The following is a 14012-nucleotide window of genomic DNA, read 5'->3' as shown; positions in this document are numbered from 1 at the left end:
GGGGTCAGCGGGTGCGCCAGAGCATGGCGCGGGCCAGGCCTTTCTCGGGATGGGAGGAGCCGGCCGCGTAGACCTGGGTCGTGCCGGGGCGCTGGGCGAGGGCGTCGATCGTGCCGTCGAGGGTCTGCGACGTCCAGCGTCCGCCGGCGAAGTGCAGGATCCGCGACCCGGTCGAGTCGAGCACCCACATGCCGTCCCGGCCGTCCGGCTCGGCCTGGGTGAACGTGGAACCGGGCGCCCCCCACCGGCACTGCCACGTGCCGCCGTCCCAGTGCAGGGCGACCGGGCGGGAGCGCTCCAACGGCTCGTTGTTCTTGGTGAACTCATCGGGCACCAGCCACGACACCCCGCCGACCACCCACACGTCGGCCGGCCCGAGCACCACGACGTCGCTGAGCCGGACGCGCGGGGACTCCGACCTGGGCGGCAGGCCGAGCGCGGGCACGCCGACCTGCTGCCAGGCCGCGCCGTTCCAGTGGGCGGCCGGCCCCTGGTCGATCAGCGGCCCGCTGACCGTCCACACGTCGCCGCCGCGTTTGTCACCGCCACCGTTGCCCGAGCCGCCGCCGCTCCCGCTGCCACCGCCCACCGCACCGGCGGGGGCCGGCAGATCGTAGTGCTGCCAGGTGGAGCCGTTCCACCACAGCGCCGAGCGGCCGCTGACCGCCCACGCGCCGCGCGCCGCCGTGCCGCCCGCGCCGAAGGTGTCGCCGAGCCGCCCGGTGAGCCGCAGCGCCGCCCACGTGTCGTGCTGGAACGCGCCGACGAGCCCGGACCTGCCGTCCGCCAGGCCGAACACCCAGGCGTTGGTCGCGGACGTCGCGCTGAGCGCGGTGACCTGGACGCCCGGCAGCGAGTACGACGTCCACCGCGTGCCGTCCCACCGCCGCAGGCCCGCGAAGGTCGTCTCCACAGACTCGGCCGCCAGGCGCTGGGTGAGGTGGGTGGCCCAGACGGCGCCGTCCCGGCCGACGGCGAGATCGTGGAGGCTGCCGTACTCCCCGGCGGCCGACTCGTCGGTGGGCAGGGCGCGCCAGCCGGGCTCGGCCTGCACGGCGCGGATGTCGTCGGTGCCGGCCGGCGGCTGGGCGCAGCCGGCGGGCTTGGCGGGGAGCGCGGGCAGGCCGCCGCCGATCACCGGCACCGGCGACAGCGACGTGCCCGGGGTCGGGGAGGCTGTGCCGGGACGTGAGGTGGTGGCGGCGCCCGTGCCGGGCACCAAGGTCGGAGCCGGTGGGGTGGCGGTGCAGGCGGCGACCGCCAGCACGGCCAGGCTCGCCGTACAGGCACGTGCGACTCGGCTCACCCAGCCCGCCCCCTTCGCGTGACCCCGTGATCTCCGCAGGATAGGTCAGTCCGGGCCGCCGCGCCTCTTACGGCAACGGTCAGGTTCGCGATATGTGATGCAGGATCACGTTGTGTACGTGATGCGCCTTGTTGTCGCCGCGGAAGTCGACTTCGTACGTGTGCGTCCCGACGTGGATGGCGATCGCGCCCGAGGAGAAGAACCCGCCGGCGAACGACTTGTTGCTCACCACGCTCACCGCCGAGATCTTGCTGTAGGGGATGCTGGTGATCGCGACGCGCTTGCCTACGAACGACTTGTCCTGGACGATGACTCGCCGATCGGTCAGCCCCAGGAATCCCGTCCCCGCGCCGATGGCGTCGTACACCGCGATGATCTGTTCGCCCGGCATCAGCCCGCTCTCGATCTGCTTGAGCTGTTCTTTTCTGTCATAGGGGATGTCAGCCATGCCTGGGCAACGACCTGGGCCTACGAAAGCGTTCCGGATGCGTGGATTGGGTCTTGTAGCCGGTGGGGTTCTGGATCACCCTGAACGGCAGGAGGCCCTGACATGTCGCATCCACTCGGAGTAAGCCGCCCAGATCTCACCGTCACAGACCTGCCCACCCCGGAAGAGGTGTTCAAGGTCTCCAAGATCGGCCCGAAAGAGCTGGTCAAGTACGCGATCGGGCCCAGCCTGATCGCCCTCGGCATCTCCATAGGCAGCGGCGAGTGGCTGCTCGGGCCGCTGAACGTGGGGCAGTACGGTTTCGTCGGCGTCGGCTGGGTGATTCTGGTCTCCGCCCTCCTCCAGACGTTCTACAACGTCGAGTGCTCCCGCTACGTCGTCGCCACCGGCGAGACCCCTGTGGTCGGCTGGGGCCGGGTACCGCCGGGCTGGAAGCTCTGGGTCCCGTTATCCGTACTCGTAGTGATTTTTGCCTTCATCGCGGGCGGGTGGGCCGCCTCGGCGGGACAGGGCGTCTACGCGCTCGTCCACGGCACCGTCGCGCCCGCGGACGCCGAGGAGCCGCGGCTGTGGGCCATCGCGCTGCTGGTGCTGGTCTTCCTGATCACCGCGCTCGCCAAGCGGATCAGCCGCGTGCTGGAGCTGGCGAACTGGATGATGGTCAGCGCCATCCTCCTCGCCCTGCTGGCCGTGGACCTGCTCATCGTGCCGTGGAGCCAGTGGTGGGAGGGCATCCGCGGCTTCGTCACCCCGGCCGCCCCGCCCGCGGGCATCACGGCGACCCAGCTCGGCGGCCTGGCCGGGTTCACCGCCCTGGCCTCCGGCCTGAACTGGTACGTGATGGGCCACTACCGGGACAAGGGCTACGGCATGGGCTATCGCGCCGGATTCCTCTCGGGCATGCGCGGCGAGCGCAGCGAGATCCTGGCCAGCGGCGTCACCTTCCCCGACGACGACCGCAACCGCGGGCTGTGGCGCAGGTGGTACCGGCTGCTGCTCACCGACATGTGGGGCGTGTTCTTCGTCGGCGCCATCCTCGGCATGCTGCTGCCGACGCTGCTCATGTCGCAGGCGGTCACCATGTCGGGCCAGAAGCCCACGCGGGCGAACGTGCCGACGTTCGTGGCCGGGGTGCTCGGCGACGAGTACGGTCCGGCGCTGTTCTATGTGGCGCTGGTGCTGGGGGTGCTGATCCTCTTCTCCACCCAGTTAGGCATCTTCGAGGCCATGGTCAGGGTGACCACGGACGCGGCGCACGCCACCAGCCCCCGGCTGCGCGGGCTGATCGAGGGCGACCCGCGCCGCTTCTACTACCCGTTCATGATCGTATTGCTGGTGATCATCTCGGTCATCATCCACCTCTCGCTGCCGGTCGGGCTGGTGGAGTGGTCGGCCAACATGTCGAACCTGGGCGCGCTGATCTACCCGTTCCTGCTGATCTACCTGAACAGCAGGCTGCCCCGGCCCGCCCGTCCCCGGCCGTGGCACTACGTGATCCTGATCTTGAACTTCCTGTTCTTCGGCTTCTTCTTCATCAACTTCATCGCCGACTTCGTCGGGGATCCGTTGGTGACGTTCTAGGTTTTTTCGGATTTCTTTTACGGCCGGCATGGGCCGGCCCCACCCGCCGACCCGGGTGGCCGGCCCTCCAGGGACACGCTCCTCCGCCTCACCGGCTTGCCGCCGTTACGCGCGTCTCGTTGACCGTGGCTTCCGTGTGGGCTCAGGCGTCGAGGATCACCGGCTCGTGGTGGATGGGGAAGTTGGTCGAGTTGGCGATGAAGCACAGCTTGTTCGCCTCGGCGTGCAGTTCCATGGCCTTGTCGTGCAGGCTCCGCGTGGTGATCATGACCGTGGGGTGCAGGGTGACCTCGGAGAAGCGGCCGCCGCCGCTGGAGTCCACGACCATGGTGCCCGTCGGCTCGTCGACGTAGGAGGTCACGACGATGCCGTTGAGCGAGCACAGGTGGAGATACCACAGCATGTGGCACTGCGACAGCGACGCCACCAGCAGCTCCTCCGGGTTCCAGCGCGCGGGGTCGCCCCGGAAGGCCGGGTCGGCCGAGCCGTGCAGGGCGGGCTTGCCTTCGGCCGAGACCTCGTGGTCGCGGCCGAAGGAGCGGTAGCCGGAGGTGCCCTCGCCGCGGTTGCCGGTCCAGGTGACGGTGACGCTGTAGTGGTGTTCGCGACTCATGCGATCCATCATCGATCACGCCCCTTTCCGGCGGCCCACCCGCCCCGCCTCGCCGTAGGAGGACGGGGCGGTCTCAGCGGTCAGGTGGTGATGCGTTCGAGGACGACGATCGGGATCTTCCGATCGGTCTTCTGCTGGTAGTTGTCGTAGTCGGGCCAGGTGGCGGCCATCAACCGCCATAGTTCGGGCCGTTCCTCGTCCGTGGCCGTACGGGCGCGAGCCCTGAACTTGTCGGCCTTCACCTGCACCTCGACCTCGGGATCGGCCTGTAGATTCTTGTACCACTCGGGGTGGTCCGGATCGCCGCCCTTGGAGGCGACGACGATGTAGTCGCGTCCGTGCCGCTGGTAGATCAGCGGCGTCGTGTACGACTTACCGGACTTGCGACCCTTGGTGGTCAGAAGAAGGGTCGTCGTGTTGTTCCAGTCGTGTCCCTCGGCGCCGTCGGTCTCCTGATAGCGCTGGACATGTTCCTTGCCGTAGAGCATGCCTGCCGTCTACCCCACGTCGGCGTAACCTCACCGTTACCGGGCGGGGTCTGTACGAGATGTTGACACGCCTGACACACTGCCTTTCTGTAAGCGCTTACATAAGCTGGTTGTGGAAGCGCTTACAGAAAGTGGAGCAGCCTGGATGGACGTGACGATCTACGAGGTGGCGCGGCGGGCGGGCGTGTCGATCGCGACCGTGTCGCGGACCCTGCGCGGCACCGGGCCGGTGGCGCCCAAGACGCGGGAGAAGGTGCTGAAGGCGGTCGAGGAGCTCCGGTTCACGCCCAGCCGCCTCGGCGTCAGCCTGGCCGAGGGCCGCCACGCCGCCAACGGCATCGTCTTCCCCAACCTCTCGGGCCCGTACTACACCGAGGTGCTCCTCGGCTACGAGGAGGTGGCCTCCGAGCTGGGCCGGTCGGTGGTGATCCTGTCCACCAAGGGCCGCACCCGGGTGCACGACCTGGTCAAGGACCTCGCGGGGCGGGTGGACGGCCTGATGGTGTTCGGCCACACGGCTCCGGACGACCTGGTCGCCGAGCTGGTCCGGATGGGGATGCCGCTGGTGTTCGTCTCCCGCGAGCCGCTCGCCGGGGCCGACACGCTGCGCAGCGAGAACACCGAGTCGGCCCGCGCGCTGGCCCGGCACCTCCTGGAGCACGGCTACCGGCGCTTCGCCTTCCTCGGCGCGCCGATCGCGACCGGCGATGACGTGGACGAGCGCTGGCAGGGCGTCAGGTCGGTCCTCGGCGGCGCGATCGAGGCGGTGCCGACGGAGCACTACACGGTCGAGTGCGGCTACCAGGCCGCCAGGACCCTGCTGCGCGCCCCGGCCCGGCCCCAGGCGATCGTCTGCTCCGACGACGAGGTGGCGCTGGGCGCCCTGCTCGCCGCGGAGGAGCTCGGACTCGCCGTACCCGACGAGCTGGCCGTGACCGGGTGGGACGACATCATGGCCGCCCGCCACGCCCGCCCGGCGCTGACCACCATCCGCCAGCCGATGCGCGAACTGGGCGCGCGCGCCGCGCGGGCGCTCGACGAGCTGATCACCGGCGCCCGCGACACCCCGAGACACCTCGTCCTGACCACCGAGCTGGTGCTGCGCGCCAGCTGCGGTCACCACCCCCAGGAGGAACCCCGTTGAACACCTCGTCCCGGCGCTCCGCCGCCGGTCTGCTCACCCTCGCGATACTGGTCACCGGCTGCGGGCGCAGTGCCGACAAGGCGCCGGAAAAGGCGCAGGACGTCAAGTCCGGCGCGGTCTCCGGCGACATCACGGTCTGGGGGATCGGGGAGGAGGGCAAGGCGCTCGGCGCGTTCGCCAAGGACTTCGAGACCGCCAACCCGGGCGTCAAGGTGAACGTGACGCCCATGGGCTGGGACATCGCCCACGACAAGATCACCTCGGCCATCGCGGGCAGTGCCACCCCCGACATCAGCATGATCGGCTCCACCTGGGCGGGCGAGCTGTCCAAGACCGGCGTGCTCGACCCCACACCCGGCAACCTCATCGACAAGGCCGACTTCTTCCCCGGCGCCTGGCAGACCGTGGACGTGAACGGCACCGCGTACGGAGTGCCGTGGTACGTCGAGACCCGCGTCCTGTACTACCGCACGGACCAGGCCGAGAAGGCGGGCGTCAAGCCGCCGGCGACCTGGGCGGAGATCAAGACGTTCGCCAAGGCGCTGAAGGAGAAGGGCGGCGCCAAGAAGGGCTTCAACCAGGGCTACACCGAGGGCTCCTGGCAGGAGCTGGTGCCGCTCATCTGGCAGGCCGGCGGCGAGATCGTCAAGGACGGCAAGTACACCTTCGACACCCCCGAGGCGGTGACCGCGCTCAAGCAGTACGCCTCGCTCTTCCAGGAGAAGCTGGCCCCGAACGACACCCCCAAGGGCGCCTTCCCACAGAACTTCATCAAGGGCGAGGTCGGCGGCTTCTTCTCCGGCCCGTGGATGATCGGCGTGCTGGACAACGACGGCGGCGCGGGCTTCAAGGACAAGTTCGACGTCGCGCCCTACCCGAAGGGCCCGGTCTCGGCCACCAGCTTCGTCGGCGGCTCCGACCTGGTCGTCTTCAAGCAGGCCAAGAACCGCGACGCCTCGTGGAAGTTCATCCAGTGGCTCACCGACCCCAAGGTGCAGGCCAAGTGGTACACCACGGTGAAGGCGCTGCCCAGCGTGCGGTCAGCCTGGCAGGAGCCGGAACTGGCCGCCGACAAGCAGCTCGCGGTCTTCGGTGAGCAGCTCAAGGACGCCAAGACGCCGCCGCCGTACCCGACCTGGGAGCAGGTGTCGAAGGTGTTCGAGACCGAGCTGGAGAAGCTGGCGCTGGGCAAGCAGACGCCGGAGCAGACGGCCAAGGCCATCCAGGCGCAGGCCGACACGATCGGCACCGGCCTTTAGTGATGGGGCTCCTTCGCAGGGGCGGGCTCGGCTGGGTGTTCGTGCTGCCGTTCATCCTCATGTTCGTGGTGTTCTACCTCGGGCCGCTGCTGGCCGGGCTGGGCATGAGCTTCACCGACATGCGGAGTACGGACGTCGCCGATCCGCTGGCCGTCGACCTGGTCGGCGTCGAGAACTACATCAGGCTGGCCGGCGACGAGGCGATGCGCGAGGCGGCGGTGAACACCGCGATCTTCGTGGTCACCGGGCTGCCGCTGACCATCGGACTCGGCCTGGCCGCCGCCGTGACGCTGAACTCCGGCATCGCCCGGCTGCCCGCCGCGTTCTTCCGGCTCGGCTACTACCTGCCGCACATCACCAGCATCATCGGTGTCGCGGTCGCCTGGAAGTTCCTGCTGGAGCCGGAGGCGGGACTGGTCAACCGGCTGCTGGAGCTGGTCGGCCTCCAAGGGCCCGCCTGGCTCCAGGAACAGGCCACCGCGCTGCCGTCGATCATCGTGATGACCGCCTGGCGCAGCTTCGGGTTCGACATGGTGGTCTTTCTCGCGGCGCTCCAGGGGATCCCACGGGAGCTGTACGAGGCGGGGGAGGTGGACGGGGCCGGGCGGTGGGCGCGGTTCAGGTCGATCACGCTGCCGCAGCTACGGCCGGTGATCCTGTTCTGCACCGTCTACAGCTCGGTCGGGTTCCTGCAGTTCCTGGAGGAGCCGCTGATCATGACCGGTGGCGGGCCGCTGAACTCCACGCTGTCGGCCTCGCTGGCCATCTTCAAGCAGTTCGGGGTGGGCAACTACGGCTACGCGGGGGCCGCGGCGACCGTGCTGTTCACGGTCATCATCGCGTTGGCCGTACTGCAGCTCAGGATCGGGAGGGCACGGTGAGGCGGACCCGTGGGCAGCGCCTGATCACCTACCTCGGCCTGAGCGTCGGGCTGCTGCTGGTCGTCGGGCCGTTCCTATGGGCGGGGCTCAGCTCGGTCAAGCCGGAGGCGGAGATCCGGCGCGATCCGCCGACGTTCTGGCCCGAGACGTTCACGCTGGACAACTACACCGAGCTGCTGCACCGGGTGCACCTCGGGCAGGCGTTCGTGAACAGCGTGTCCGTGGCGTTGGTGATCGTCGCCGGGAACCTGCTCTTCTGCTCGATGGTCGGCTACGGCTTCGCCAAGCTGCGCTTCCGCGGCAGGGACGCCGTCTTCGGGCTGGTGCTGGTGCAGATGGCGGTGCCGGCGATCGTGCTGATGATCCCGCAGTTCGTGCTTATCGCGAAGCTCGGCATGGTGAACACGTTCCTCGGCATCATCCTGCCGGGGCTGATCACGCCGCTGGGCGTGTTCATGATGCGGCAGTTCATCGCGGAGCTGCCCGACGAGCTCATCCACGCGGCGCGGGTGGACGGGGCGGGGGAGTTCCGGATCTTCGCAAGGATCGTGCTGCCGCTCTGCAAGCCCGCGATGGCCACGCTGGGCCTGATCACCTTTCTCGGAGCGTGGAACAACTTCCTCTGGCCGGCCGTGGTGGCGCAGTCGGAGGACGTCTACACGCTGCCCGTGGCCCTGAACATCCTCAACGGCCACGAGGGCACCCACTACAACCTGCTCGTCGCCGGGGCGATGATCGTGGTCGCGCCGATCCTCGTCCTGTTCGTCTTCCTGCAGCGCTTCTTCATCCAGGGCATCTCCACGTCCGGGCTCAAGTAGAGGAGCACTCCCATGCGCAAGACCGCCTTGCTCGCCGGCCTGCTGGTGCTGGCCGCCGCTGTGCCCAGCCCGGCCAGCGCTTCATCCGGAAATGACACGTTATATCGGTACGCGAAGGACACGTGGCGGTCGATGGCCGCCATGGTCGACCCCGCCACCGGCATCCCGTCCGACAAGGTCACCGGTGACCTGAAGACCAGGGCCAAGGTCACCTCACCCACCAACATCGGCACCTACCTGTGGAGCACGCTCACCGCCCGCGACCTGCGCCTCATCGACTCCGGCGAGGCCACGGCCCGCGTCGGCAAGGTGCTCGACGCGCTGGAGCGGATGCGGCGCGACACCCCGACGGGCCAGTACTACAACTGGTACGACCCGGCGACCCTCCAGCTCGTCCGCACCTGGCCCGACAACGGCGACCCCGTGCAGCTGTTCGCCTCCAGCGTGGACAACAGCTGGCTGGCCACGGCCCTCATGATGGTCCGTACCGCCATGCCTCGCCAATCGGTGCGCGCGCAGCGGCTGGTCACGTCCATGAACTTCAAGTCCTACTACGACCCGGCCGCCCGCCCCGACGCGGGCACCGGGCTGATCCGCGGCGGCTTCTGGCCGGAGAAGCCCGAGGGCTGCTCGGTGGAGAGCGACTACGCGGGCACCGGCACCAAGGTCTGGTCCACCTGCCACCACTACGGCGCGCCCGCCGAGACCCGGATCGCCCAGTACGTGGGCATCGCGCTCGGCCAGATCCCGCGCGAGAGCTACTTCGGCCCCTACCGGACCTTCCCCGACAACGGCTGTGACTTCGGCTGGCAGGAGCAGAAGCCGGTTGGCGCGTGGAAGACGTACCTGGGCGTCAACGTCTGGGAAGGCACGTACGGCTATCGCGGTCTGCGATTCGTCCCCAACTGGGGTGGTTCGATGTTCGAAGCGCTGATGCCGGATCTGGTCGTCCCCGAGGCGTCATGGGCGCCCCGGAGCTGGGGCCGCAACCACCCGGTGTTCGTCAAGGCGCAGATCGAGCACGGCCTGAGCGAGGCGAAGTACGGCTACTGGGGCTTCTCGCCGTCCAACGACCCGCACGGCGGCTACCGCGAATACGGCGTGGACCCGCTCGGCATGGACACCCCCGGCTACACCTCCGACGAGGAGCGCACCAGCACCGATCCCGGCTACGAGGGCTGCCGCCCGGCCCAGCCCGAACCGACCGCCTACGGTGACGGAGTGGTCACTCCGCACGCCAGTTTCCTGGCTCTGCCGTACGCGCGGGCCCAGGCGATGGATAACCTGGCCAAGATCCGCAAGAACTTCGACGCCTACGGGCCCGGCGGTTTCTACGACTCCGTCGCGGTCCGCTCGGGCGCCGTGTCGAAGTGGTACCTCGCGCTCGACCAGGGCATGGTCATGGCCGCCCTGGGCAACGTGCTCGCCGGAGGCAACCTGCACCGTTACTTCGGCGGCGCCGGCGTCGAGGCCAAGCTCCGGCCGGTGATGGAAATCGAGGAGTGGGCCGTTCAGGGGGCTCCTCCCGCCAACTGATCCTCCAACAGATCGGGGAACCCTAGATGAGTACGGCTGATGCCGCACGCCGTGACTGGCAGGACCGGATCCACCAGGCGTCGGGGGAGGCGGTCCCGGCCGCCGAGCCGACCCTCCAGGCGCCGGCCGGGCTGCGGGCCGTCTCCGGCGTGGGCCACGTGACGCTGACGTGGGAACCCGTGCCGGAGGCGATCGGCTACCTGGTGCACCGGGACGGCGTGCCGGTGTCGCAGCCCGACGTGGACGTGCCGGCCGTACCCGAGTGCCGCTACGTGGACACGGGACACGGCGCGGCCTCGTACACGGTCGCGGCGATCGCCACCATGGAGACCGTCGGCCCCGCCTCGGACGCGGTGCCGGCGGCTCCGCTGGACGGCGGACCGGCGGCGGTCACCGTGCGGGTCGACGCCGCCGCGGTCGCCCGCGACCTGCCCCGGCCGTGGCGGTACATGATCGGCTCCGAGCACCTGTCGTACCTGCTGAGCAAGGACGAGACGGGCGGCCGGCCCATCGGCGCGGAGCTCACCGAGGCGCTGCGCACGGTGCGCGAGGAGTTCGGTGTCGAGACGGTCCGCGCCCACGCGATCCTGGGTGACGACCTCGGGGTCTACAAGGAGGTCGACGGTCAGGCGGTCTACGACTTCGCCAAGGTCGACGAGGTCTACGACACGATCATGGCGCTCGGCCTGCGGCCGATCGTCGAGCTCGGCTACATGCCGCGCGACCTGGCCGCCGACCCGTCCAGGACGGTGTTCGGCTACGAGGCGATCATCTCCCCGCCCAAGGACTTCGAGGCGTGGAGCGACCTGGTCAGGGCGCTGGTCGAGCACCTGGCCGAGAGGTACGGGATCCACGAGCTGATCGACAACTGGGCCTTCGAGGTGTGGAACGAGCCCAACCTCGCCGTCTTCTGGACGGGCACGCCCGAGGAGTACTTCCTGCTCTACGACGTCAGCGCCGCCGCCGTGAAGAACGTGCACCCCGCACTGCGGGTCGGCGGGCCCGCCTCGGCGGCCAACGGCTGGGTGGAGGAGCTGCTGGCGCACGTCGACGAGTCGGGCGCGGAGCTGGACTTCCTCTCCACGCACACCTACGGCAACGCCCCGCTCGACTGGCGTCCCGCCCTGGCCCGGCACGGCCGGCCGGACACGCCCGTCTGGTGGACCGAGTGGGGGCCCACCCCGACCCACTTCCACGGCATCGGTGACGGGCCGTTCGGGGCCGCGTTCCTGCTGCACGGCATGAAGTCGGCGGCCGGCCGGCTGGCCGCCGTGTCGCACTGGGTGGCCTCGGACCACTTCGAGGAGCTGGGGCGGCCGCCGCGGCTCTTCCACGGCGGCTTCGGGCTGCTGACGGTCGGCAACCTGCGCAAGCCCCGCTTCCACGCGCTCACCCTGGCCGCCCGCCTCGGCGACGCCGAGCTGGCGACCGTGGTCGAGGGCGACGCGGGCGGGGTCGAGGTCTGGGCGGCGCGGCACGAGGACGGGCGCGTCGGCGTGCTGGCCTGGAACGGCACGCTCAACCAGGCGCAGGCCGACGGGGCCCCCGAGCTGTCGCGGGCGGTCTCCCTGACCGTCGCGGGCCTCGTCGGAGACTACGACGGGGACTACACGGTCACCCATCACCGCATCGACGGGGAGCACTCCAACATCGAGGCGGGCTGGCGCTCGATGGGCGGCGGCGACTGGCCCGCCGACGGGCAGTGGGACAAGCTGCGCTCGGTCAACACCCTGGACGAGCTGACCCCGGCCGCCGTGCTCACGGCCGCGGACGGCACGGTGACGGTGGCCTTCGACCTGCCGATGCCGGGCGTGTCATTTGTCGAGCTGACCCCCATTCGGCGCTGACTCCAGCACGGCGCCGATCCCGTTGCGGCGCTCACGCCGGTGCCGCGCGCGCTGACCCCCGCTGCCTCTGACACACCGCTGGGTGTGACCCCCGTTGGGTGTAACCCGCGTTGGGTGTGACCCCGCGTTGGGTCTGGCGTCCGAGCCACTGGCGCCCGCGCCTTTCCCGGCGGGTGGTGTCAGAGGTAGGGGCGGGCGACCGTGACCAGGTCGGCGGCGGCGTCGCGGGTGTCGACGTAGACGGCAGTCTCGGGGGTGCGCTCGCGCACGTCGCGGTCGCGGATCGCGAACACCGCGGGCGCCGCCTCCACGTCGCCGTAGCGGGAGGTGACGGCGGCGCCGATCGCCCGGCGCACGTCGGCCACCACGTCGCGGGAGGTGTGCCCGGCCCCGGAGGCGGCCAGGTAGCCGAGCAGCGCCGCGAACCGCGGCTCGACCTCGGCCGCGGGCCGCTGCCGGGGCAGGACCGGGCGGTCGAGCCAGAACACCTTGCCCGCCAGGAACGCGGCGTAGCTCACGTCGTCATGGTCGAGCGTCCGCGCCGTCTCTGCCAGCAACTCCCCGAACTCGGCCAGCTCCGCCTCGGGCGGCAGGTCCGTGGTGACGAACAGGGGCACGATCAGCGAGTCGAGCATCTGGGTATCCCTCCGTGAGGAGCCTCATCGTAGGGTGCGCCACCGACAATTCCGCGTGACACCGCAGCCGTGTCGCCGAAGCCGGATCACCCGCCCAGGTTGTCGGCCAGCAGGTCGAGCAGCGGCTGCCGCCGTACGCACCGCTCCAGCGCGAAGGAGTCGGCCAGCTCGACCACGTCGTCGTCGGACAACCCCCTGAACAGCTCGGCGTACTCGGGCAGCAGCGCCTGCGCGATCAGGATGTGCCTGATCAGGTCGTCGGTCTGGTAGCGCGCCCCCCACGGGTAGGGGGCCCAGCCCGGGGCCTCGGCGTCGAGCATCGCGTGCAGCGGCGCCAGCACGTCGGCCGACTCCTCCATGGTCGAGCCCCACCGGTCCGCGCCGAGCCGCCGCTTCTTGCCGATGAACGCCCCGAACCTGTCGAGGTAGGGCCCGGCCGCGTGCACCAGCCCCTGCAGCCCCACGTCCTTGTACGTCCACAGCGACCAGCCGGCCCCATGGGCGTCGTAGATGTCGAGCTGGTCGCGCAGAATCCGGTAACGCTGCTCGTCGAGCTCGGGATGACCGGTGTAGACGGGCCCGAACTCGCCCACCCACAGCGGCGTGCCCGTCTCGCGCTGGAACCGCGACCGCTTCTCGAAGGTCCGCTCCAGCTCCCTCCGGTCGCACCACTCGCCCCGGGTGTAGCCGGGGTACGGCCCGCCGTGCGCGAACCCGGCCAGGGCGTAGTCGTGGCAGACGAACACCGTGTTCCCGTACACCTCGCGGAAGATCGAGAAGTCCGTGGCGTAGGTGTTGCCGTCGAGGAACAGCACGTGCCGCGGATCGGCGGCGCGCATCGCCTTCACCAGCCGGTCGTAGAACGGCCCGACCACCTTGCCGCTCGGGTCGCCCGGCTCGTTGACCGGGTTGTACCCGGCCACCCACGGGTGCTCGCGGTAGCGGTCGGCGATGGCCTCCCACAGGTGGATGGCCCGGTCCTGGAAGTGGCGATGGTTCCAGAAGGCGGCGACGTGGGTGGGGTTGTCGGAGTGCCAGTGCTGGTTCTGCGCGCCGGGCAGGGCGTGCAGGCCGATGACGCTGTACACGCCGTACGAGCCGAGCAGGTCGACGACCCGGTCGAGGTGGCGGAAGCCGTGCTCGATGACCTCGAAGGGCCGCTGGTCGGACTCGAGGTGGCGGTAGTTGACCGGGATGCGCACGCAGTTCACGCCCAGCCCGGCCAGCAGCGCCGCGTCCCGCTCGGTGAAGAACGAGGTCAGCAGCCGCTCGAAGAACAGCTCCGCCCGATCCTCGCCCAGCACCTCCCGTACGGCCTCGCGCATCGAGGTCTCGTCGGCGGGGTAACCGGTGATGAAGTTCTCCATGTTCAGCCAGCCCCCCAACCCCACCCCGCGCAGGCGTACCGGAGTGGAGTCGGCGGTGACGAGCTGGGTTCCGGACACCTGCAGCATGT

13 protein-coding genes are annotated in these 14012 nt (G+C 70.0%); 7 read left to right on the top strand and 6 right to left on the bottom strand.

Annotated elements, in window-relative coordinates; translation table 11 throughout:
• Positions 1-4: 4 nt before the first annotated feature.
• Together KLK06_RS29430 and KLK06_RS29425 are read right to left on the bottom strand one after the other, a co-directional pair.
• Positions 5-1306: a hypothetical protein gene (locus KLK06_RS29430; protein ID WP_214638875.1), complete on the bottom strand. Its 1302-nt coding sequence runs from the start codon at positions 1304-1306 to the stop codon at positions 5-7.
• A 79-nt stretch (positions 1307-1385) separates the two neighbouring features.
• Positions 1386-1754, bottom strand: coding sequence for a PH domain-containing protein (locus tag KLK06_RS29425; protein WP_214638874.1), 369 nt, complete (start codon positions 1752-1754; stop codon positions 1386-1388).
• Positions 1755-1856: 102 nt separating this feature from the next.
• Between KLK06_RS29425 and KLK06_RS29420 the strand changes: the two genes are divergently transcribed.
• Entirely contained in the window at positions 1857-3335 is a 1479-nt protein-coding gene (locus tag KLK06_RS29420) for an Nramp family divalent metal transporter (protein WP_214638873.1), read from the top strand.
• A 142-nt stretch (positions 3336-3477) separates the two neighbouring features.
• Here KLK06_RS29420 and KLK06_RS29415 read toward each other — a convergent pair whose 3' ends face one another.
• Positions 3478-3948, bottom strand: coding sequence for an OsmC family protein (locus KLK06_RS29415; protein ID WP_214638872.1), 471 nt, complete (start codon positions 3946-3948; stop codon positions 3478-3480).
• An 80-nt stretch (positions 3949-4028) separates the two neighbouring features.
• Complete coding sequence (locus tag KLK06_RS29410) at positions 4029-4436, bottom strand: nitroreductase family deazaflavin-dependent oxidoreductase (protein ID WP_214638871.1); 408 nt, start codon at positions 4434-4436, stop codon at positions 4029-4031.
• A 145-nt stretch (positions 4437-4581) separates the two neighbouring features.
• On the opposite strand from KLK06_RS29410, the gene KLK06_RS29405 reads away from it, so the two are divergent.
• The 6 genes from KLK06_RS29405 to KLK06_RS29380 are packed head-to-tail and all read left to right on the top strand — an operon-like array spanning position 4582 to position 11921.
• Positions 4582-5580: a LacI family DNA-binding transcriptional regulator gene (locus tag KLK06_RS29405; protein WP_214638870.1), complete on the top strand. Its 999-nt coding sequence runs from the start codon at positions 4582-4584 to the stop codon at positions 5578-5580.
• Positions 5577-6839 (top strand): sugar ABC transporter substrate-binding protein, encoded by a 1263-nt coding sequence (locus tag KLK06_RS29400; RefSeq protein ID WP_214638869.1) that lies wholly within the window; start codon positions 5577-5579, stop codon positions 6837-6839. The genes KLK06_RS29405 and KLK06_RS29400 overlap by 4 nt, the downstream gene beginning before the upstream one ends.
• 2 nt (positions 6840-6841) lie before the next feature.
• Positions 6842-7720 carry a carbohydrate ABC transporter permease gene (locus tag KLK06_RS29395; protein ID WP_214638868.1) on the top strand — a complete coding sequence of 293 codons (879 nt, stop codon included), beginning with the start codon at positions 6842-6844 and terminating at the stop codon, positions 7718-7720.
• Complete coding sequence (locus KLK06_RS29390; protein ID WP_214638867.1) at positions 7717-8538, top strand: carbohydrate ABC transporter permease; 822 nt, start codon at positions 7717-7719, stop codon at positions 8536-8538. The genes KLK06_RS29395 and KLK06_RS29390 overlap by 4 nt, the downstream gene beginning before the upstream one ends.
• A gap of 12 nt (positions 8539-8550) precedes the next feature.
• Complete coding sequence (locus KLK06_RS29385) at positions 8551-10074, top strand: glucoamylase family protein (protein WP_214638866.1); 1524 nt, start codon at positions 8551-8553, stop codon at positions 10072-10074.
• Positions 10075-10100: 26 nt separating this feature from the next.
• Positions 10101-11921 (top strand): hypothetical protein, encoded by a 1821-nt coding sequence (locus tag KLK06_RS29380; RefSeq protein ID WP_214638865.1) that lies wholly within the window; start codon positions 10101-10103, stop codon positions 11919-11921.
• A gap of 179 nt (positions 11922-12100) precedes the next feature.
• On the opposite strand, the gene KLK06_RS29375 is transcribed toward KLK06_RS29380, so the two are convergent.
• Together KLK06_RS29375 and KLK06_RS29370 are read right to left on the bottom strand one after the other, a co-directional pair.
• Positions 12101-12556, bottom strand: a complete 456-nt coding sequence (locus KLK06_RS29375; protein ID WP_214638864.1) for a hypothetical protein — start codon at positions 12554-12556, stop codon at positions 12101-12103.
• 86 nt (positions 12557-12642) lie between these two features.
• Entirely contained in the window at positions 12643-14010 is a 1368-nt protein-coding gene (locus KLK06_RS29370; protein ID WP_214639013.1) for a glycoside hydrolase family 5 protein, read from the bottom strand.
• Positions 14011-14012 lie beyond the last annotated feature (2 nt).

Origin of the sequence: Nonomuraea sp. NEAU-A123 (genome assembly GCF_018603905.1) — a bacterium.
In the GTDB taxonomy this organism is placed as follows: Bacteria; Actinomycetota; Actinomycetes; order Streptosporangiales; family Streptosporangiaceae; genus Nonomuraea.
Note: the sequence above shows the minus strand (reverse complement) of the source record. Positions and strands in the feature narration are given on the sequence as shown.

Coding starts and splice junctions, on each gene's coding strand:
- KLK06_RS29425 (WP_214638874.1), bottom strand. CDS start 1,754: ATGGCTGACATCCCCTATGACAGAAAAGAACAGCTCAAGCAGATCGAG.
- KLK06_RS29420 (WP_214638873.1), top strand. CDS start 1,857: ATGTCGCATCCACTCGGAGTAAGCCGCCCAGATCTCACCGTCACAGAC.
- KLK06_RS29415 (WP_214638872.1), bottom strand. CDS start 3,948: ATGAGTCGCGAACACCACTACAGCGTCACCGTCACCTGGACCGGCAAC.
- KLK06_RS29410 (WP_214638871.1), bottom strand. CDS start 4,436: ATGCTCTACGGCAAGGAACATGTCCAGCGCTATCAGGAGACCGACGGC.
- KLK06_RS29405 (WP_214638870.1), top strand. CDS start 4,582: ATGGACGTGACGATCTACGAGGTGGCGCGGCGGGCGGGCGTGTCGATC.
- KLK06_RS29395 (WP_214638868.1), top strand. CDS start 6,842: ATGGGGCTCCTTCGCAGGGGCGGGCTCGGCTGGGTGTTCGTGCTGCCG.
- KLK06_RS29385 (WP_214638866.1), top strand. CDS start 8,551: ATGCGCAAGACCGCCTTGCTCGCCGGCCTGCTGGTGCTGGCCGCCGCT.
- KLK06_RS29380 (WP_214638865.1), top strand. CDS start 10,101: ATGAGTACGGCTGATGCCGCACGCCGTGACTGGCAGGACCGGATCCAC.
- KLK06_RS29375 (WP_214638864.1), bottom strand. CDS start 12,556: ATGCTCGACTCGCTGATCGTGCCCCTGTTCGTCACCACGGACCTGCCG.
- KLK06_RS29370 (WP_214639013.1), bottom strand. CDS start 14,010: ATGCTGCAGGTGTCCGGAACCCAGCTCGTCACCGCCGACTCCACTCCG.